General features: G+C 61.0%; 17 protein-coding genes. 6 read left to right on the forward strand and 11 right to left on the reverse strand.

Going from position 1 to position 19,459, the window contains the following annotated elements; genetic code table 11:
- Positions 1-135: 135 nt before the first annotated feature.
- The 4 genes from efeO (ACYZT5_RS06955) to efeU are packed head-to-tail and all read right to left on the reverse strand — an operon-like array spanning position 136 to position 4,366.
- Positions 136-960, reverse strand: a complete 825-nt coding sequence (gene efeO, locus ACYZT5_RS06955) for an iron uptake system protein EfeO (RefSeq protein ID WP_462050416.1) — start codon at positions 958-960, stop codon at positions 136-138.
- Between the two features lie 25 nt (positions 961-985).
- Positions 986-2,284, reverse strand: coding sequence for an iron uptake transporter deferrochelatase/peroxidase subunit (gene efeB, locus ACYZT5_RS06960; RefSeq protein WP_462050417.1), 1,299 nt, complete (start codon positions 2,282-2,284; stop codon positions 986-988).
- Between the two features lie 16 nt (positions 2,285-2,300).
- Entirely contained in the window at positions 2,301-3,500 is a 1,200-nt protein-coding gene (efeO, locus tag ACYZT5_RS06965) for an iron uptake system protein EfeO (protein WP_462050418.1), read from the reverse strand.
- A gap of 8 nt (positions 3,501-3,508) precedes the next feature.
- Positions 3,509-4,366 (reverse strand): iron uptake transporter permease EfeU, encoded by an 858-nt coding sequence (gene efeU / locus ACYZT5_RS06970; RefSeq protein WP_462050419.1) that lies wholly within the window; start codon positions 4,364-4,366, stop codon positions 3,509-3,511.
- 281 nt (positions 4,367-4,647) lie between these two features.
- Here efeU and ACYZT5_RS06975 point away from each other — a divergent pair, with 281 nt between their 5' ends.
- The 6 genes from ACYZT5_RS06975 (at position 4,648) to ACYZT5_RS07000 (ending at position 11,624) form a co-directional block, all read left to right on the forward strand.
- A complete protein-coding gene (locus ACYZT5_RS06975) occupies positions 4,648-5,664 on the forward strand; it encodes an AraC family transcriptional regulator (protein WP_462050420.1) in 1,017 nt (338 codons plus the stop codon).
- Positions 5,665-5,921: 257 nt separating this feature from the next.
- The gene (locus ACYZT5_RS06980; protein ID WP_462050421.1) at positions 5,922-7,586 is read left to right on the forward strand and encodes an AMP-binding protein; all 1,665 of its coding nucleotides are present in this window, start codon (positions 5,922-5,924) and stop codon (positions 7,584-7,586) included.
- 16 nt (positions 7,587-7,602) lie between these two features.
- Complete coding sequence (locus ACYZT5_RS06985) at positions 7,603-8,364, forward strand: SDR family NAD(P)-dependent oxidoreductase (RefSeq protein WP_462050422.1); 762 nt, start codon at positions 7,603-7,605, stop codon at positions 8,362-8,364.
- Between the two features lie 12 nt (positions 8,365-8,376).
- Positions 8,377-9,570: an acetyl-CoA C-acyltransferase gene (locus tag ACYZT5_RS06990; protein WP_462050423.1), complete on the forward strand. Its 1,194-nt coding sequence runs from the start codon at positions 8,377-8,379 to the stop codon at positions 9,568-9,570.
- A gap of 139 nt (positions 9,571-9,709) precedes the next feature.
- Entirely contained in the window at positions 9,710-10,837 is a 1,128-nt protein-coding gene (locus ACYZT5_RS06995) for an acyl-CoA dehydrogenase (protein ID WP_140678919.1), read from the forward strand.
- A gap of 13 nt (positions 10,838-10,850) precedes the next feature.
- Positions 10,851-11,624, forward strand: coding sequence for an enoyl-CoA hydratase (locus ACYZT5_RS07000; protein WP_462050424.1), 774 nt, complete (start codon positions 10,851-10,853; stop codon positions 11,622-11,624).
- 132 nt (positions 11,625-11,756) lie between these two features.
- On the opposite strand, the gene ACYZT5_RS07005 is transcribed toward ACYZT5_RS07000, so the two are convergent.
- The 7 genes from ACYZT5_RS07005 to ACYZT5_RS07035 form a co-directional block, all read right to left on the reverse strand.
- On the reverse strand, positions 11,757-12,908 hold the full coding sequence (locus tag ACYZT5_RS07005) for an acyl-CoA dehydrogenase family protein (protein ID WP_462050425.1): 1,152 nt from the start codon (positions 12,906-12,908) through the stop codon (positions 11,757-11,759).
- A 3-nt stretch (positions 12,909-12,911) separates the two neighbouring features.
- The gene (locus ACYZT5_RS07010) at positions 12,912-14,018 is read right to left on the reverse strand and encodes an enoyl-CoA hydratase/isomerase family protein (protein ID WP_462050426.1); all 1,107 of its coding nucleotides are present in this window, start codon (positions 14,016-14,018) and stop codon (positions 12,912-12,914) included.
- A gap of 148 nt (positions 14,019-14,166) precedes the next feature.
- Entirely contained in the window at positions 14,167-14,874 is a 708-nt protein-coding gene (locus tag ACYZT5_RS07015) for an HPP family protein (protein ID WP_462050427.1), read from the reverse strand.
- 159 nt (positions 14,875-15,033) lie between these two features.
- Positions 15,034-16,212, reverse strand: a complete 1,179-nt coding sequence (locus tag ACYZT5_RS07020) for an MFS transporter (protein WP_462050428.1) — start codon at positions 16,210-16,212, stop codon at positions 15,034-15,036.
- A 16-nt stretch (positions 16,213-16,228) separates the two neighbouring features.
- Positions 16,229-17,689 carry an MmgE/PrpD family protein gene (locus tag ACYZT5_RS07025; protein ID WP_462050429.1) on the reverse strand — a complete coding sequence of 487 codons (1,461 nt, stop codon included), beginning with the start codon at positions 17,687-17,689 and terminating at the stop codon, positions 16,229-16,231.
- Positions 17,686-18,573 carry a polysaccharide deacetylase family protein gene (locus ACYZT5_RS07030; protein ID WP_462050430.1) on the reverse strand — a complete coding sequence of 296 codons (888 nt, stop codon included), beginning with the start codon at positions 18,571-18,573 and terminating at the stop codon, positions 17,686-17,688. The genes ACYZT5_RS07025 and ACYZT5_RS07030 overlap by 4 nt, the downstream gene beginning before the upstream one ends.
- Positions 18,566-19,414 (reverse strand): polysaccharide deacetylase family protein, encoded by an 849-nt coding sequence (locus ACYZT5_RS07035; protein WP_462050432.1) that lies wholly within the window; start codon positions 19,412-19,414, stop codon positions 18,566-18,568. The genes ACYZT5_RS07030 and ACYZT5_RS07035 overlap by 8 nt, the downstream gene beginning before the upstream one ends.
- Positions 19,415-19,459 lie beyond the last annotated feature (45 nt).

The following is a 19,459-nucleotide window of genomic DNA, read 5'->3' on the forward strand; positions in this document are numbered from 1 at the left end:
TTCGCGGGCAAGCCTCGCTCCTACAGTGGATCTGAATCGAAGCACAAAGGTGTGATCGACTCAAAACCTTGTAGGAGCGAGCGGTGCGGCGATCCGACTTGCCCGCGAAGAGGCCCGCTCAGACGCTACAAAAAATCAGTTCAACCCCAACTTCCCACGCAACGTCGACAAGTCTTCAGCCAGTGTATTCACCGGCCCGACCAGCGCCTTGCGGTCGTATTCCTTCACCTTGTCATACGTCTCGAAACCACCGTCTTTGGTTTTGTACTTGGTCAGCGTCTTGTTCACCGTAGCGAAGTTCTTGTCGACTTTGGCAATGAAGGCCGCGTCCTGCTTTTCGATCTGCGGACGGAACAGGTCGACGATTTTCTTCGCGCCGTCGATGTTGCCCTGGAAGTCATAAAGGTCGGTGTGGCTGTAGCGATCTTCTTCACCGGAGATCTTGGTCGCAGCGACTTCTTCAAGCAGTGCAGCGGCGCCGCCAACCACTTTTTCCGGTGGGAAGGTCAGGCCGGCAACGCGGGTTTGCAGGTCTTTCACATCTTTGTTCAAGCCATCGGCCACTTCGCCAAGGCCCTGAGTGCTGTTTTCCGAGAACAACGAGTATTCGATGCGGTGGAAACCGCTGAAGTCGGAGGCGCCCACGCCTTTTTCGTGGTCATCGACACGGGAGTCGATGGACGCATCCAGGTCACTGAACAACTCGGCAATCGGCTCGATCGACTCGTAGTAGACGCGGGTCGGTGCGTAGAGCTTTTTGGCGGTGGCCAGGTCGCCTTTTTTTACGGCGTCGGTGAATTGTTGGGTGTGGCTGGCCAGCTCATCGAGCTGTTCAGTCACGTAAATCTTGTAGTCCGAGATCGGCCCCACCAACGCCAGCGGCGCCGTCGCCGCGAAAGCCGAAAGCGGGGTGTTGAGCAAGCCAAGGGTCAGCAATAACGCGAGGGGCGACTTTTTCATGGGACGGTTCCGTGTTGGGGGTTGGTTATGCGGTGGCTTTTGGTGGTGTGGCGTCAAGCAGCGAGCGACCGATGAAGTCCTTGTCGCCGGTGACACCGGGCAGGGTGAAGAAGTACCCGCCGCCGACCGGTTTGAGGTACTCCTCCAGCGGTTCGCCATTGAGCCGGGATTGCACGGTGATGAAGCCTTTTTGCAGATCCGCCTGATAGCAGATGAACAGCAGCCCCATGTCCAGCTGACCGTTCTTGTTCACGCCGTTGGAATAGTTGAACGGCCGGCGCAGGATCAGGTTGGCCTGGGTCGCGGCGGTGCGCGGGTTGGCCAGGCGGATATGCGCGTCGAGCTTGGTCAACTTGCCTTCAGGATCCTTGGCATAGTCCGGCACCTGGGTTTCATGCTCGCCGCCCATCGGCGCGCCGGTGCTCTTGACCCGGCCAAGAATGCTTTGCTGTTCCTGCAGCGGCGTGCGGTCCCAGCGCTCCACGAAGTTGCGGATGATCCGCACGGCCTGATAGCTGCCATTGGCCGCCCAGGCCGGTTCGTCGCTGCCGGGCTGAACCCAGACGATGCTGTTCATGGACGTGGCATCGTTGGAGTCTGGGTTGGCCGAGCCGTCGCGAAAACCGAGAAAGTTGCGCGCACTTTGCGCTGGCACGCCGGGTTTTACCGGGGCCTGGGGCGGGACGCTGCCTTCCTGTTTCCAGCGCACCAGCAGTAAGTCCGGCAGGTTTTTCACGATGTCGCGCAGGGCGTGGATGTTTGTGTCAGTGGTGTTGGAGCAGAACTGCACACTGAGGTCGCCGTGGCAGCAATCAGCGTCCAGTGCATCGTTGGGAAAACCGACCATGCGGATCAGCCGCTTGGGTTTGGCGGCGGTCAGGCCGAAGCGTTCATCGAACAGCGACTCGCCCACCGAGACGGTGATGGTCAGGTTATCCGGCGTCACCACCGGGCCGAGAATCCCCGAATCCACCGGCGGCAGTTTCGGATCGACCTGCGTGACCGGGCCGCCCTTCATCAGGAAGGCGATGCGCTCGTTGAGGGTGCGAAACAAACGCTCCAGGTCTTCGCGGTCGCTGGCCAATACATCAAACGACACCAGCATGCCGCAGGCCGGGCGCGGCGTGACGATGCCGGTCTGGTGCTGGCCGTGGAAGGCGTGGCGGTCTTCGGTCTTGTCGCTGCTCGGCGCTTCGGTCACTTGCGCCGGGCTGGCGGCCATGGCCGGGCAACTGAGTGCGGTGCCGGCCAATGCCACGCCAGCCGCGCCCATGCCCATCAATACCCGGCGACGCTGGAGGTTGAATGGCTCTGAATCGTTCATCGGTTTGTTCTTCTACTTACAGGCCGGAAAGGCCAAGGGCGGGATCGATTGCATCGAGTACGTCGGCCAGAGCCTTGGCCTTGTCGGCGACCTGTTTGCGCTGCTCGGCACTGACGCTGTCGTAACTTGCATAGCCTTCCTTGACCTTGAAGCCGTTGAGTTCGGCGTCGAGGGCAATCACGGCGCTGTCGATCTTCGGCAGCAGCTCGGCGGCGGATTTGCTCAGTAACGGATGCAACAGGTCGACGACTTTGCGGGCAGCAAAGAGGTTGGCGGCAAAACCGTTCAGGTCGGTGTGGCTGTAGCGTTCTTCTTCACCGCTGCTGGCGCGTACGTCGGCCAAGCTGTTGAGATTGCGCACCACAAGGCTCACCAGTTGCTCAGGCGGTAGCGACTGAGCCAGCAGTTGTTGTTTGAGCGTGGTGACGTCGGCGATCAGATGCTGGGCGACGGGCGTCAGACCGTCGAGAGTGCGTTGCTGGAACAGGGCGTATTCGATCCGGTGGAAACCGGTGAAGCCCGGGTCCTGCTCGCGTTTCTCAAAGTAATCGGCGCGGGCGTTGATCGTGTTGTCCAGCTCGGCCATACGCTGGGCGGCCGGGGCGATCCGTTGATACGCGGCGCGGGCTGGCAGATACAAGGCTTGCGCCTGAGTGAGGTCTCCAGCTTCGATGGCGTGTTCAAGGGCGGTGACGGCTTTGATCAGTGCGCTGCTCTGAGTGCTCAGGTAAACGCGGAACTCCGACAGTGGACCCACAAAGGCCACCATCGAAGGTTTAGCCTTGGCCGCCGCGTCTGAAACGGCGGTCGGGCTGACGTGCAAGGTGCCGCGCGGATTGCTCAGCAGACCACATGTGATCGCATAGTCACCGGGCAACAGGTTGGCATTGATCACCTGGCTCAGGCCGGGGGCAATGTTTTCCCGTTCTTCGATCACCAGCACGCCGTCGAGAATTTCCCATTCAACGGCTCGATCCGAGCGATTGACGATGCGGAAACTGGCGCGACCGGCCGGGACGCTCAGTGCATTCGGCTCGCAGCTGTGCGGGTGAATGGTCACCACCACTTCGTCATGGTGGGCCTGGCGCTTGGCCGCCGCCATTTTCGAGGCGTAATAGAACAGGCCACCGGCGGCGATCATTACGAACACCGAACCGGCCACCGCCCAGCGCAAGGCACGGGGAGGGGAGGCCTGGGGAGGGGCTTGAATTGGCATGGGTGCCCTTACTGACTGGAAACGGAAGAAGGTTGCTTGGCGGGGGCGGGGGCGGGGGCGGGAGCTGGAATCGGGTAAAAAAACATCACCAGCGCCACCACCAGATAAATCAGATACGCCCCGAGGGTGCTGACGGTCGGTGCATCCTGGTAACCGAACATCCCGGCCAGCACCGAGCCCAGCGGGCCATCCATCGGCAGCGTCGCGCTAAAGTCGAAGAGCACGGTTTGCAGATGATTCCACACGCCGGCTTCATGCAGCGCTTGCACCGAGTTGGCGAGGATCCCGGCAGCCACCACCAGAATGAACAACCCGGTCCAGCGGAAAAACGCACCCAGGTTCAGGCGCATGCTGCCGGTGTAGATCAGGAAACCGACGATGATCGCCAGGATCAGGCCGAGCAGGGCGCCGATCGGTGCCGCCGGGCCTTCGCTCTGCTGGAACACCGCGAGCAGGAAGAACACCGTCTCCAGACCTTCTCGGGCCACGGCGAAAAACACCATGGCGATCAGCGCCGTGACCTGGTGTTTTGAACCGGTCAGCGCGTGATCGAGAGAAACATGCAGCGACTGTTTGATCGAACGCGCGACTTTGCGCATCCAGAACACCATGGAGCTGAGAATGCCCACGGCGACCAGGCCGACCACCCCTTCAAACAGTTCCTGTTGTTTCTGCGGGAACTCGGCACTGACCAGTTCCAGGCCACCGCCCACCAGCAGGGCCAGGGCCGCGGCGAGGAACACGCCGATCCACACCGCCGGCATCCACTGGCCTCGGCCGGTCTGCTTGAGGTAGCTGGCGATGATGCCAACGATCAGCGCGGCTTCAATGCCTTCGCGCAGCATGATCAGAAAAGGAACAAGCATTCAGCACCGTGGCGTCATTAGATAGGGTGCTAAGTTGTAACATAATGACACTCATTCCCAAATGCCATTCATTGACATTTAGCTGAACCTAACCTGAACAAAGTCTCTTCCGCACGGATCATTCCCACGCGCAGCAAAGGAATGCAGCCCGTGACGCTCTGCGTCACATCCAAAAGCGGAACGCAGAGCGTCCCATGAGGCATTCCCACGCAGAGCATGGGAACGAGAGCGGATTCAGCTAATATGCCCCACTCAAACAAGAACAAGGCTTGCCTCGGTCAATGTCGGAAAAAGACACCATCTCCATTCAACTGGTGCGTGAAGCGCTGTTGCAAAGCTGCGCCCCGGGAGTCGCCACCGAAGAGGTGTTGAACAAAGTCGGCATCGATCCGGTACTGCTCGAAAGTAGCGATGCGCGCGTCCCGGCCACCGCTTATGCGCGGCTGTGGCGCTTGCTGGCACGACGTGGAGACGATGAGTTTTTTGGCATGGACCCGCGCAAACTCAAATCCGGCAGCCTGGCGTTTCTCTGTCGCTGCTCCATGGTCCAGCCGAGCCTGGCCGCCGGTTTGACCTCGGGGTTGAGCTTTTTGTCGTTGATGCTCGAGCACATGCCCGCACAGTTGGTTCGTCAGCAAAGCCTGGCGGAAATCGTCCTGCTCGAAGACGACCAGGACCCGCGCCGCGCCTTCACTTATTTCACTTACTGGATGATCGTCCACGGCGTCGCCTGCTGGCTGGCGGGGCGACGGATTCCGATCCTGGCCATCGAGTTGCGCTGCCCGACGCCTGATTTCTGCGATGACTACCAGGTGATGTTCTCCGAGAACCTGCGTTTCGACCGGCCGCGTACGCGGATGATTTTCTCGGCCGAGTGCCTGGATTTGCCGATCAAGCGCAGCCCGGAAGAACTCAAGCGTTTCCTGGCCCATGCGCCGGCGAATATTCTGGTCAAGTACCGTGACCCGGAGAGCCTGGCCAGCCGGATCAAGCACAATTTGCGGCAATTGCCCGCCGAACACTGGCCGGAAACCGAGGCCCTGGCGCAACAGCTGTGCATGTCGGCTTCGACGTTGCGTCGGCGCCTGGCTGAAGAGGGCCAGACTTACCAAGGCCTCAAGGACAGCGTGCGCAAGGAGTTGGCGATTGTTTGGCTGGCCGAGCCTGCCATCAGCTTCGCCGAGATTGCCACGCGTTTGGGGTTTGCCGACGCCAGCTCGTTCTACAAGGCGTTTCGCAAGTGGTCGGGGTCAAATCCGGGGCATTACCGGAGTTTGATCCTCAACGAAGCCAGCTAGGCACCGATCGTTCCCACGCTCTGCGTGGGAATGCAGCCCGGGACGCTCTGCGTCCCATCAAGAGCCGAACGCGGAGCGTCCGTTGAGGCATTCCCACGCAGAGCGTGGGAACGATCATTGACGCACCTCTCAAATCTTGGCCAAACCAGTCACGCAACTTGATAGCTTTGACCATTGTCCCGCGCCCCGCGCAGAGCGAGTATTTCCCTGTTAATTACGGTTCCCCGACCTAATAAAAATACAAAGGGATTCTGGCAATGCGCGATTATTTGTCTGCTACAACACAGTTCAATTATCAGCACACCGTCGACGCCGCGCTCGCGGGCGATTTGACTGCCCTCAACGCCTGCGTCGAGTGTTGCGACCGGCACGCCTTGCCGGGGCGCATCGCGCTGTTTTGGGAAGGCCGCGATGGCACCAGCGCGACGTACACCTTCAGCGACTTGCAGGACAAAGCCGCGCGTTTCGCCAATTTCCTCCTGGCCCAGGGCGTGAAAAAAGGCGACAAGGTTGCCGGTCTCTTGCCACGTAATATCGAATTGCTGATCACCGTGTTCGCCACCTGGCGCATCGGCGCGGTCTATCAACCGCTGTTTACTGCCTTCGGCCCAAAAGCCATCGAACACCGCCTCAGCTGCTCGGGCGCCAAAGTGGTGGTCACCGACGCGGGCAATCGCTCCAAACTCACTGAAGTCGCGGACTGCCCGACCATCGTCACCGTCGCCGGTCCCAAAGGCCAAGGCATCGTCCGTGGCGATTACAGCTTCTGGGCCGAACTGGCCAATTATTCTCCTGTGTGCGAACCGGTCCTGCTGACCGGCGAAGACCCGTTCCTGCTGATGTTCACTTCGGGCACCACCGGTCCGTCGAAGGCGCTGTCCGTACCGCTCAAGGCCATCGTCGCTTTCCAGAGCTACACCCGTGACGCCGTGGACTTGCGCCCTGAAGACGCCTTCTGGAACGTCGCCGATCCGGGCTGGGCCTATGGCATCTATTTCGGTGTCACCGGGCCGATGGCCATGGGGCATCCGATCACCTTTTACGATGGCCCGTTCACCCTCGAAAGCACCTGCCGGGTGATCAACAAATACGGGATCACCAACCTTACCGGTTCGCCGACGGCCTATCGCCTGTTGATCGCTGGTGGCGACGAGTTCGCCCGCTCGATCAAGGGCAAGCTGCGCATCGTCAGCAGCGCCGGCGAGCCGCTGAACCCGGAAGTGATTCGCTGGTTCGCCGACAACCTCGGTGTGGTTATTCACGATCATTACGGCCAGACCGAACTGGGCATGGTCCTGTGCAATCACCACGGCCTGGAGCATCCGATCCACATGGGCGCCGCCGGTTTCGCCTCGCCGGGCCACCGCATCGTGGTGCTGGACGACGAGTACAAAGAACTCGGCGTCGGCCAGCCGGGCATTCTGGCCATCGATCGCACCCAGTCGCCGATGTGCTGGTTCGCCGGTTACGAAGGCGCACCGACCAAGGCCTTCGTCGGTAACTATTACCTGAGCGGCGACACCGTCGAATGGAACCCGGACGGCAGCATCAGCTTCGTCGGTCGCAGCGACGACGTGATCACCACCTCCGGTTATCGCGTCGGTCCGTTCGACGTGGAAAGCGCGTTGATCGAACACCCAGCGGTGATCGAAGCAGCGGTGGTCGGCAAACCCGATCCGGAGCGCACCGAACTGGTGAAAGCCTTCGTCGTGATTTGCTCGCAATACCGCGCAACGCCGGAACTGGCCGAAGAACTGCGCCAACATGTGCGCAAGCGGCTGGCCGCGCACTCGTACCCCCGTGAAATCGAATTTGTCAGTGAGTTGCCGAAAACCCCTAGCGGCAAATTGCAGCGCTTTATCTTGCGCAACCAGGAAATCGCCAAGGCTCAAGAGGCCGCCGCGAAGAACGTTTCAGCTTGAATCCAAGGAAACAATGATGCAGATCGAAAACAAGGTTTTTCTCGTCACCGGCGGTGCGTCCGGCCTCGGTGCGGCCACGGCTGAAATGCTGGTCGCGGCCGGCGCCAAAGTCATGCTGGTGGACATGAACGCTGAAGCCGTTGCGGCCCAGGCTGAACGTCTCGGCGTGCAAAGCGTGGTGGCAGATATCAGCAACGAAGCGGCGGCCGAAGCTGCCGTGCAGGCGACGGTCAAGGCTTACGGTGGCCTGAATGGTCTGGTCAACTGCGCTGGCATCGTGCGGGGTGAGAAGATCCTCGGCAAGAATGGCCCTCATGTACTGGCCAATTTCAGCCAGGTGATCAACGTCAACCTGATCGGCAGTTTCAACATGCTGCGCCTGGCGGCTGCTGCGATCGCTGAAACCGAAGCGGATGCCGACGGCGAGCGCGGCGTGATCATCAACACCGCCTCGGCGGCCGCGTACGACGGCCAGATCGGCCAGGCCGCGTATGCCGCGTCCAAAGGCGCGATCGTCAGCCTGACGTTGCCCGCCGCCCGCGAACTGGCGCGCTTCGGCATCCGCGTGATGACCATCGCCCCGGGCATTTTCGAAACCCCGATGATGGCCGGCATGACCCCGGAAGTCCGCGCGTCCCTGGCTGCCGGCGTACCGTTTCCGCCGCGTCTGGGTAAACCGAGCGAGTATGCCGGGCTGGTCAGGCATATCATTGAAAACAGCATGCTCAATGGCGAGGTGATCCGTCTCGACGGTGCCTTGCGCATGGCCGCCAAGTAAGGAGGATTTGTCATGACTATGTCCAACGATCCCATTGTTATCGTCAGCGCCGTCCGCACCCCGATGGGTGGTTTCCAGGGCGAATTGAAGAGCCTGACCGCACCGCAACTCGGTGCTGCGGCGATTCGCGCTGCCGTCGAGCGCGCCGGTGTGGCGCCAGACGCGGTTGAAGAAGTGCTGTTCGGTTGCGTCCTGTCCGCCGGCCTCGGCCAGGCCCCGGCGCGCCAGGCCGCGCTGGGCGCCGGGCTGGATAAATCGACCCGTTGCACGACCCTGAACAAAATGTGCGGTTCGGGCATGGAAGCGGCCATTCTGGCCCACGACATGCTGGTGGCCGGCAGCGCCGACGTGGTTATCGCCGGCGGTATGGAAAGCATGTCCAACGCGCCGTTTCTGCTGGACCGCGCCCGCAGCGGTTACCGCATGGGCCACGGTCGCGTACTCGATCATATGTTCCTCGACGGCCTGGAAGACGCCTACGACAAGGGTCGCCTGATGGGCACCTACGCCGAGGATTGCGCTGAAACCAACGGTTTCACCCGTGAAGCTCAGGACGCCTTTGCCATTGCCTCGACCACCCGCGCGCAGCAGGCGATCAAGGACGGCAGCTTCAAAGACGAGATCGTGCCGCTCACCGTGACCGTCGGTAAAGAGCAGGTGCTGATCAGCACCGACGAACAGCCACCGAAAGCCAAGCTGGACAAGATCGCTTCCTTGAAACCGGCGTTCCGCGAAGGCGGCACGGTGACGGCGGCCAACTCCAGCTCCATTTCCGATGGCGCCGCGGCACTGGTGTTGATGCGCCGTTCCGAAGCTGAAAAACGCGGCCTGAAACCGCTGGCTGTGATTCACGGTCACGCGGCATTTGCCGACACCCCGGGCCTGTTCCCGGTGGCTCCAGTGGGCGCGATCAAGAAGCTGATGAAAAAAACCGGCTGGTCCCTGGACGAAGTCGATCTGGTCGAAGTCAACGAAGCCTTCGCCGTGGTCAGTCTGGTCACCATGACCAAACTGGAAATCCCCCACGAGAAGATCAACGTTCACGGCGGCGCTTGCGCCCTCGGTCACCCGATCGGTGCGTCTGGCGCGCGGATCCTCGTGACTTTGCTCTCGGCCCTGCGCCAGAAAGGCCTGAAACGCGGCGTTGCAGCGATCTGCATCGGCGGCGGGGAAGCCACGGCCATGGCCGTTGAATGCCTCTATTGAAACTGACGCTGCCCCATGTAGGAGTGAGCCTGCTCGCGATAGCGGTGTATCAGCTCACATAAATGTTGAAAGTGAGTCCGCCATCGCGAGCAGGCTCACTCCTACAGGTTTTGCGTGCGAACCAAACAAAGGATTCACCATGATTCCCAATGACGAACAACTTCAGATCAGCGACGCGGCCCGGCAATTTGCCCAGGAACGGCTGAAACCGTTCGCCGCCGAGTGGGACCGTGAGCATCGCTTTCCCAAGGAAGCCATCGGCGAGATGGCGGAACTGGGCTTCTTCGGCATGTTGGTGCCGGAAGAGTGGGGCGGTTGCGACACCGGTTACCTGGCCTACGCCATGGCCCTGGAAGAAATTGCGGCCGGCGACGGCGCTTGCTCGACCATCATGAGCGTGCATAACTCGGTGGGTTGCGTACCGATCCTCAAGTACGGCAACGACGACCAGAAAGAACGCTTCCTCAAACCGCTGGCCAGCGGCTCGATGCTGGGGGCTTTTGCCCTGACCGAACCGCAGGCCGGCTCAGACGCCAGCGGCCTGAAAACCCGTGCCCGCCTGGAAGGCGATCATTACGTGTTGAACGGCTGCAAACAGTTCATCACGTCCGGGCAGAACGCCGGGGTGGTGATCGTGTTCGCCGTGACTGACCCGAGTGCCGGCAAGCGTGGCATCACGGCGCTGATCGTGCCGACCGATTCGCCGGGTTACAAAGTCGCGCGGGTCGAAGACAAACTCGGCCAGCACGCGTCCGACACCTGTCAGATTCTGTTTGAAGACGTGAAGGTGCCGGTGGCCAATCGGTTGGGCGAGGAGGGCGAAGGCTATCGAATCGCCCTGGCCAACCTCGAAGGCGGCCGTGTCGGCATCGCTTCGCAATCGGTGGGCATGGCCCGCGCTGCGTTCGAAGCGGCCCGCGACTACGCTCGCGAGCGTGAAAGCTTCGGCAAGCCGATCATCGAGCATCAAGCAGTAGCGTTCCGCCTGGCCGACATGGCAACCCAAATCGCCGTCGCCCGGCAGATGGTGCATTACGCGGCGGCGTTAAGAGACAGTGGCAAACCGGCCTTGGTCGAAGCCTCCATGGCCAAGCTGTTCGCCTCGGAAATGGCTGAGAAGGTTTGCTCCGCCGCCTTGCAAACCCTCGGCGGTTACGGTTACTTGAACGATTTCCCGCTGGAGCGGATCTACCGCGACGTGCGGGTGTGCCAGATCTACGAAGGCACCAGCGATATTCAACGCATGGTTATTTCGCGCAATCTTTGAGAAGGAGTCATCTGTGAGTTACGAAACGATTTTGCTGGAAACCCACGGTCGCGTTGGCCTGATTACCCTGAACCGTCCGCAGGCGCTGAATGCGTTGAACGCGCAGATCGTCAGCGAACTGAACCAGGCCCTCGATGGCCTGGAAGCCGATTCGAACATCGGCTGCATCGTGCTGACCGGCTCGAAAAAAGCCTTCGCCGCCGGCGCCGACATCAAGGAAATGGCCGAGCTCACTTACCCGCAGATCTACATCGACGACCTGTTCAGCGACAGCGATCGCGTGGCCAACCGCCGCAAGCCGATCATTGCCGCCGTCAACGGTTTTGCCTTGGGCGGTGGTTGTGAACTGGCGCTGATGTGCGACTTTATCCTGGCCGGCGACAACGCCAAGTTCGGTCAGCCGGAAATCAACCTCGGCGTACTGCCGGGCATGGGCGGCACCCAGCGCCTGACTCGCGCAGTGGGCAAGGCCAAAGCCATGGAAATGTGCCTCAGTGGCCGACTGATCGATGCGGTGGAAGCGGAGCGTTGCGGGATTGTCGCGCGGATTGTTCCGGCTGATGAGTTGCTGGAAGAAGCGTTGAAAGTCGCGGCGCTGATTGCCAAGAAGTCGTTGCCGATTGCGATGATGGTCAAGGAAAGCGTCAACCGCGCGTTTGAAGTGAGCCTGTCGGAAGGTGTGCGCTTTGAGCGTCGGGTGTTCCATGCGGCGTTTGCGACGCAGGATCAGAAGGAAGGGATGGCGGCGTTTATTGCCAAACGTGAAGCCGAGTTCCAAGGTAAGTAACCCGAACCGATACTGATCGTTCCCACGCTCCGCGTGGGAATGCATCCTGTGACGCTCTGCGTCACGATTGCAAAGGAACGCGGAGCGTCCCGGGCGGCATTCCCACGCGGAGCGTGGGAACGATCAGACCCCTCACACCAAATAATTCTTAAGCTCCCGAGCAATCACCATCCGCTGTATCTCGCTAGACCCTTCATAAATCTGCGTAATCCGCGCATCCCGGTAATAACGCTCCACCGGGTAATCTTCCAGATACCCATACCCGCCATGAATCTGCATCGCCGACGAACACACTTTCTCGGCCATTTCCGACGCAAACAGTTTGGCCTGTGAAGCCTCCGACAGACACGGCTTACCGGCACTGCGCAAGCGCGCGGCATGCAGGATCAGCAATCGCGCCGCATTCAACCGGGTGTGCATGTCGGCCAGCATATTCGCGATGCTCTGGTGCTCGATGATCGGCTTGTCGAACTGCACCCGATCCCGCGAGTACGCCAGCGCCGCTTCAAACGCCGCGCGAGCAATGCCCAACGCTTGTGCCGCAATGCCGATGCGGCCGCCTTCAAGGTTCGACAGGGCAATCGCCAGTCCCTTGCCTCGCTCACCCAACAGGTTGGCTTCGGGAATCGTGCAGTTGCTCAGGGTTACCGCGCAGGTGTCGGAGGCGCGGATGCCCATCTTGTGTTCAGTGCGATCAACGATGAAACCCGCAGTGTTCGTCGGCACGAGGAACGCCGAGATGCCGCGCTTGCCCAGGTCCGGATCGGTCATCGCGAACACGATGGCCAGCTTCGCCCGTTTGCCGTTGCTGACGAATTGCTTTGCGCCGTTGATCACCCACTGGCCGTCGCGCAGTTCTGCGCGGGTGCGCAGGTTGTGGGCTTCGGAACCGGCCTGGGGTTCGGTCAGGCAGAAGCAGCCGATGGCCTGACCGCTGGCCAGGTCCGGCAGCCAGGTCTGTTTCTGTTCTTCAGTGCCGTAGTTGAGGACCGGACCGCAGCCCACGGAGTTGTGAATGCTCATTAGCGCGCCCGTGGCGCCGTCGCCGGCAGAAATCTCTTCCACCGCCAGGGCGTAGGCGACGTAGTCGACATAGGTGCCGCCCCATTCCTCGGGCACCACCATGCCCAGCAGCCCCAGTTCGCCCATCTTCGCCACCAGACCATCATCGATCCAGCCGGCTTTTTCCCAGGCCTGGGCGTGGGGCGCGATTTCGCCGCGGGCAAAGTCCCGGGCCATGTCGCGGATCATGACTTGCTCTTCGCTCAATTCGATATCGTGCATGGCTCAGCTCCCGCTCTGCTCAAAACCCGTGAAAAAACTCGCGACGTGCTCGGCGTCCAGCGCCTGCAAGGTCGGCGGGTTCCAGCGCGGGCTCTTGTCTTTATCGATCAGCAAGGCGCGCACGCCTTCGATCAGGTCGCCACGCTCGAACCACTGACGGTCCAGGTGCAGCTCCAGGGCGAAGCAGTCTTCGAGACTCAAGTGTCGACCGCGACGGAGCATTTCCAGGGTCACGCCCATGGCCAACGGTGAACGGCTTTCCAGCAGGTCGGCGGTGGTCGTGGCCCACACGTGACTGTCGGCAACCGTTACTTCACGCAGTTGCTCAACAATACTCGGCACATCGGGCAGGGCGAAGAAGTGATCGATGGCCGGGCGCAACGCCGCCAAAGGTGCCGCGGGCAGTTGTTGCACCGCCAGTTTCGCCAGCAGACCTTGAAGGTCCTTCAACGGTGTTTCGTGCCATTGCAACTGATCGAGTTGCTCGTCCAGGGTGCCCAACTTGTCGCTGTCCAGGTACCAGTCGGCCAGGCCGCAATAGAGCGCATCGGCCGCACGGATCTGCACGCCGCTGACACCGAGATAAATACCCAGTTCACCGGGAACGCGCGGCAGGAAGTGGCTGCCACCGACATCCGGGAAATAACCGATCGCCACTTCCGGCATCGCCAAACGGCTTTTCTCGGTGACCACACGCAGGTCGGCGCCTTGCACCAGGCCCATGCCGCCGCCCAGGACAAAACCGTCCATCAAGGCGAGCACAGGTTTGCGGTAGTGGTGAATAGCGAGGTCGAGGGCGTATTCCTCGACGAAGAAATCTTCATGCAGCGTGTCGCCGTTTTTGAAGCTGTCATACAGCGAGCGAATATCGCCGCCGGCACAGAAAGCTTTCTCCCCAGCACCGCGCAACACCACTGCGTGCACGTGCGGATCCAGCGCCCAGGCATCGAGCTGACGCTGCAGATTGCGCACCATGTCCAGGGTGATGGCGTTGAGGCCGGCGGGGCGATTGAGGGTCAGGTGACCGATGTGGTTGCGAACCTCGGCCAGCACTTCGTTTTGCGTGGCATCCATGGACTGAGTCCCCGGAGAAGAAACCTGAGCAGTCATCACTAACTCCCTGCTTTTATTGTTCTTTATAGAGAAGCCCGCGCGCGAGCGATGCTGGATCGTACCAGTGCAAATTTGTGATGTGCAACCCGGATATATGCAGGTGCATCCTGCATATATGCATAACTCTAAATGTGGGAGCGAGCCGTCAGGAGCTACGTCTCAGAACTTCACCAATACTGCGACGTTTGGCGTGCAACTCACTGATATGGATCAGTTGTTCAAGGTCTTCCGGAGTGACGTCGAAGAAGGCTTCCATGTCCGCGAGGGCCAGTTTCAGGTCCTGGGCGGTAATTGCCTGGCTGTCGGTGGGCGGGCGGTCGGCCGGCACCATGCCCACCGCTTCGCTGGCGCGTTTTGGGTAACGAATGCGCGTCAGGTTGTTGTAGGCCAGGGCGCTGAGCAGCATGGTCGATCCGCTGAGCATCACCGGGCCGAGGGCTTTCCAGTCCAGGGCAATGGTCGCCGGGTCTGCCAACACCAATAGCAGCGCCAAGGCCCCGGCCGGTGGGTGCAGGCAACGCAGCCAGCACATCAGAATCAGCGCCATGCCGGCCGCCAGGCAAGCGCTGCCAAGGGTTCGTCCGAGCACGTGAGCGACCAGCAGCGAAACCACCCCGGCGCTGAGGTAGCCGCCAAGAATCGACCAAGGCTGGGCGAGGGCGCCGGAAGACACTGCGAACAGCAACACGGCCGATGCGCCCAGCGGACCGATCAGATGCTGCGCCACATCCATGCCAAACACCTGGCTGCAGAGCCAGACGCTGAACAGTGTGCCCAGGGACATGCCAATGGCGGCCCGGCTCCATTCGGAAGGGCGAGTGTTGATGGCGGCGGGAAACCAGCGAGAGAACATGAGGCAGACGATCCGTTGAAAAAAACCGAGGCAAAAAAAAGGCTTAGCTGGGAAACCCAGAAAGCCCTTGAAGTTGTTCCAACTATTGGGGGAGGAACGGGCACAGTGTGCCGTTGATTCCTGATGCTGACAAATTCATATTAATGCAGTTTCAGTGCATTAATTTTGCTGTAATGCCACCCGACGGCCACTCATGAAACACAGGAAACCACCCATGGCGGTCAGCGCGCTCAGGGCATAGAACATCGTTGGCGCGGGGGTGTGCATCAGCAGGAAACCGCAAATCACCGGGCTCAGAGCTCCGCCGAGGGCGGCGAGGTTTTGCGCGCCGTAATAGCTGCCGCGCAGTTCTTCCGGGGCCAGGGTGTCGACGAAGAGGAATTCGGCGGGGTAAATGATCATTTCACCGAGGGTGAAGATGAACATTGCCACGCACCACGACACCAGGCTGTCGGCCAGGCTGAAACCGATCAACCCGACAATGAACAGGCTGGTACCGCCCGCGATCCAGTAGCGCAATTGTTCGCGTTTGAGGAAACGACCGATCTGGTATTGCAGCAGGATCACGCTGATGGCGTTGCAGGCGAGCAGGGCAGCCATGGTTTCCAGTGCCCGTTTGGAGTCGTGGGTCACCAGCAGGTATTGCGACAGGTACAGGGTAAAACGACCGTGGACCACGGTACTGAGCAGGCAGCCGCAGGTGAACATGATCAGCGTGCGGTCGTTCTTCAGGGTGACCAGTGTTTTGAGAAAACTCTGGGGCTGCCCGATCGCGGGTGTCTGGGCCGAGTCCTTGGGTATCCCGATCATCAAGAAAATACTGAAGAACGCGATGCCGCCGGCCATCAGGAACGGTGCAATCGGATACACGCCGGCAATCACCACGCCCAACATCGGGCCGGTGGCGTAGCCGATATTGGTCAAGGTGTAGCGCAGGGAAAAGGCCTTGGCGCGCTGGCCCATCGGCAGGTTTTCACTGAGGATCGCCTTCGAGCCAATCAGGAACAGTGCCGAAGCGGTTTCGGTGATCACCAGGGTAGCGGTGGTCAGGTAGAGGTTTTCGGCGAAGGTCAGCAGCACGAAGCCGATGGCGCTGGAGAGCATCGCCAGGATCAGCAGCCGGCGCTTTTCGAGGCGATCGATGATGTAACCGCCGTAGAGCGCGAGCAGGGTGGCGATGAACACCGCGATGCCCAGCAGCAAGCCGACATCCTGTTGGTTGAGGCCGAGTTTGTTGCTCAGGAACAACGTGAGCAGCGGGCTGGTGATGGCGCGGCTGACGACGATGGTCAGCGAAACGATCATCAACCGGCGGATAACGAGTGAGTAAGTGGCCACGGTGGTGCAAATATCCTTATTTTGGTGTTTGGCTTTGATCGTTCCCACGCTCTGCGTGGGAATGCCTCAATGGACGCTCTGCGTCCGCTTCGGCAGGGACGCGGAGCGTCCCGGGCTGCATTCCCACGCGGAGCGTGGGAACGATCAGTGCATCGACAGATTCCAACTCTTCAAGTCGCCACAACAGTTCAAACAACGCCTGCGCCTGCTCCCGCGGCATCACCCGCACCGCCAAACTGAAAAACTTCTCCTCCAGCGCCGCATCACTCAACGGATTGCCCGGTGCACCCAACGGCACGTCAACGCACAGGCTCGCCTGCCGACCGTCCACGGTCCGCACGCTGACAACGGGCTCGCCATCCTCTGACAGTTGCCGATCCACTTCAAGACGGATGCGCGACATCCAGTGAGCAATCCGCGGATCGCCCCGTTGTTCATCGTCATAAGCCTCCAACCGGCAATGACCCTGCACCAGCCGGGCCGCGAGGGCATACGGCAGGCTCATCTGCGCCGCCGCCAACGTGCTGATGTCGCGCCCGCCACACATGTCCTGAAGAAACCCGCACAACGAAACCCGGACATCCTCGACCTGATCCGCGTTGACCTGCAGTTGATCCAGTAACAGCCCCAATGCATCGATCGCCGAATGCGTCCCTCGGCAAGCGGCGTAAGGCTTGATCGAGCAGCGGGCGAGTTTCCATACACGGCCCAGATCGGCATCCAGCGCCTCAGGGTGTGAGCTCACACCGGCCAGGGTTTTTAGAAACCCGCCCCAGACATCATCGAATAACCGGGTCGGCCCGGTGATGCCTTGTTGGGCAAATCGCGCTGCCAGCAGTCCGCCTTCGGCAGCGCGACCGCTGTGGAGTTTTTTGCTTTGGGAACCGTCATGAATGAAGGCCCAAAGACCGCCGCTGAAACTGCCGGCAATGCCCAGCGCCGAGACGGTTTGCCCGGCGTCCAGCCCGAGAATTCGCGCACTGGCCGCCGCCGCGCCGAACACGCCGCAGGTGGCGGTGGAATGCCAGCCGGCGCCGTTGTGGGCCGAATAGCTGCCGCAGGCTTCGAGCACTCGGCGGCCGATTTCGTAGCCGATGACCACGGCAGTGATCAACTCCCGGCCATTCACCGGTTTTCCAGACATCGACACCGCAGCCATGACCGCCGGCAGCACCACTGCGCCGGAATGGTCACAGCCACCGGTGTCGTCCAGTTCCAGGGCATGGGCGGCGACACCGTTGAGCATGGCGGCCTGAGCCGCGCCGGTTCGCTGATCGGTGCCCCAGATCAGCGTGTTCCCGACTTCACCCTCGAAGACCTGACGTGCCTGCTTTGCGACCTCGCTGCCAGCCCCGGCCAAGGTCGCGCCGAAGGTGTCGAGTATGTGCCGCTTGGCTTGTGCCACCAGTGCTGGCGGCAAGTCTTCGAATTGGGTGTCGACGCAAAACTGCGCCAGTCGCTGCATCCGCTCACTCATACGATGTAATCCCGGTAATGTCGCTCATACACGGCCGCCGGATGGTCCTCGGTCACAGGCAGCGCTGATTCAGCCCACCATTGAGCGACGTCGGCGCCCGTGGCAATCCACACGTCATCGTGCTGTTGAATCCCCTCAAGCAACTCGCGCAAGACACCAATCCGCCCAGGCGTAGCAATGATCTCCGGGTGCAGCCGCAGCACATAACACAACCCGAACCGGTGAAACCCGGCGAAGTCCAATTGCAGGTTGCCCAGGGTGTGGCTGTAAGAAGCGATCCGCGATTGCGCCGGCGGTACGGCCGGGCTGAGGTTGAAGGCGAAGTAGGGTTCGTCTTCCAGTTCGTAGTGCAACGGCAATTCGATGACGTCGGGCGCCGTCGGATGAGCGAATGGCAAATCATCGCCGCGCCAGGATGAGGACCAGCGAATACCGTGATCCTTCAACGCCTCGATGAAGCCCGGCGCACCGTTGCCGGCCGGGATGCGAAACCCCGTCGGGCGCTGGCCGGTCAGCGCGGTTAACGCCTCGCAGCCTTTGGCAATCTCGGCACTTTGCTCGGTGAGACTCAGGGTGTCGTAGTTCTGATGGCGATAGCCTGCGCAGGCAACTTCATGCCCGCCAGCCTGGATTGCCCGAATGTGCTCGGGGTTTTCCTCGGCGACGATACCGGGAACAAACCAGCTGCTGGAAACCCCCAGTTCTGCGAACAAACCGAGCAAACGGTCGACGCCGCGTTGGGTGCCATAGCGCCAGACCGACAGCGTCTTGTCGCGCCCGGCGACTTCCGGAGCCTGGGTCAGGATGCCGTGGATGTCGTTGTAATCGACAGTCAGCACCACGGCGCAGCGATAGCCTTTGGGCCAGACAATGGAATCAGCCATGGTGATGCTCCTTCAGCCACCATTGGGCGACATCGCGGCAGGTGGCGAACCAGACGTCGTCACGCTGACGCATGTGTTCGAAGAGTTTTTCCAGTAGCAGGATGCGTCCCGGTTTGCCGGTGATCTTGGGGTGGAACAGGGTGGTCAGGCACAACCCTTCGTTCATTGCACCGTCGTACTCGCGGCACCAGTTATCGAGGGTCAGCGCGTAACTGGCGGTGCGGTCCAGCCCGGAAGGAAAGTTCGGCGCGCGGGTGTAGGCGAGGGAGGCGTAATCGTCCATTTCCCAGCGACCGGGGATTTCCACCAGCGGCGTTTGGTGGCCCGGGACTTTCACCAGGTACGGCCGGTCATCGCCGCGCATGCTGCTGGAGTAGGTCACCCCGGCTTCCACCAGCATCGCCGGGGTTTCGGCGCGCCAGTCGCCGGACGGGGTGCGGAAACCTTCGGCGCGGATGTTCAGGTGTTTCCAGAACACCTCGCGGGATTTGTTCATTACGTCCTTTTGCTGTTCCAGCGTGAGGGCGTAAAAGGATTCGTGTTTGTAGCCGTGGTAGGCCACTTCATGCCCGCGCTCGACAATCGCCTGACACTGTTTCGGCCAGTTCTCCACGACCCAGGCCGGGACGAAGAACGTCGTCGGGATTTGGAACTCGTCGAGCACATCGAGGATTCGTGGCAGCGCGCGGTAAGGGCCGTAACCGCCGAAACCGAAGTACTCGGGTTTGCGCCAGATCGAGCCGTTGAGCATGGCGTCGCCGGTCGGGCCGTCGAGGTCGAAGGCCAGGGCCAGGCAGGCTTTGTGCTGGTCGGGCCAGGTGGGTTGTGGCGAGGAGGACATGGGTGTGGCGCTCCGGTTGTTGATCGTTTGTGCGGTCAAAATCGA

The sequence above is a fragment of the Pseudomonas sp. LB3P14 genome, from assembly GCF_054898045.1.

Bases quoted from the DNA above. Each gene is read 5' to 3' on its own strand.
- efeO (WP_462050416.1), bottom strand. From the start codon at position 960: ATGAAAAAGTCGCCCCTCGCGTTATTGCTGACCCTTGGCTTGCTCAAC.
- efeB (WP_462050417.1), bottom strand. From the start codon at position 2,284: ATGAACGATTCAGAGCCATTCAACCTCCAGCGTCGCCGGGTATTGATG.
- efeO (WP_462050418.1), bottom strand. From the start codon at position 3,500: ATGCCAATTCAAGCCCCTCCCCAGGCCTCCCCTCCCCGTGCCTTGCGC.
- efeU (WP_462050419.1), bottom strand. From the start codon at position 4,366: ATGCTTGTTCCTTTTCTGATCATGCTGCGCGAAGGCATTGAAGCCGCG.
- ACYZT5_RS06975 (WP_462050420.1), top strand. From the start codon at position 4,648: ATGTCGGAAAAAGACACCATCTCCATTCAACTGGTGCGTGAAGCGCTG.
- ACYZT5_RS06980 (WP_462050421.1), top strand. From the start codon at position 5,922: ATGCGCGATTATTTGTCTGCTACAACACAGTTCAATTATCAGCACACC.
- ACYZT5_RS06985 (WP_462050422.1), top strand. From the start codon at position 7,603: ATGCAGATCGAAAACAAGGTTTTTCTCGTCACCGGCGGTGCGTCCGGC.
- ACYZT5_RS06990 (WP_462050423.1), top strand. From the start codon at position 8,377: ATGACTATGTCCAACGATCCCATTGTTATCGTCAGCGCCGTCCGCACC.
- ACYZT5_RS06995 (WP_140678919.1), top strand. From the start codon at position 9,710: ATGATTCCCAATGACGAACAACTTCAGATCAGCGACGCGGCCCGGCAA.
- ACYZT5_RS07005 (WP_462050425.1), bottom strand. From the start codon at position 12,908: ATGCACGATATCGAATTGAGCGAAGAGCAAGTCATGATCCGCGACATG.
- ACYZT5_RS07010 (WP_462050426.1), bottom strand. From the start codon at position 14,018: ATGACTGCTCAGGTTTCTTCTCCGGGGACTCAGTCCATGGATGCCACG.
- ACYZT5_RS07015 (WP_462050427.1), bottom strand. From the start codon at position 14,874: ATGTTCTCTCGCTGGTTTCCCGCCGCCATCAACACTCGCCCTTCCGAA.
- ACYZT5_RS07025 (WP_462050429.1), bottom strand. From the start codon at position 17,689: ATGAGTGAGCGGATGCAGCGACTGGCGCAGTTTTGCGTCGACACCCAA.
- ACYZT5_RS07030 (WP_462050430.1), bottom strand. From the start codon at position 18,573: ATGGCTGATTCCATTGTCTGGCCCAAAGGCTATCGCTGCGCCGTGGTG.
- ACYZT5_RS07035 (WP_462050432.1), bottom strand. From the start codon at position 19,414: ATGTCCTCCTCGCCACAACCCACCTGGCCCGACCAGCACAAAGCCTGC.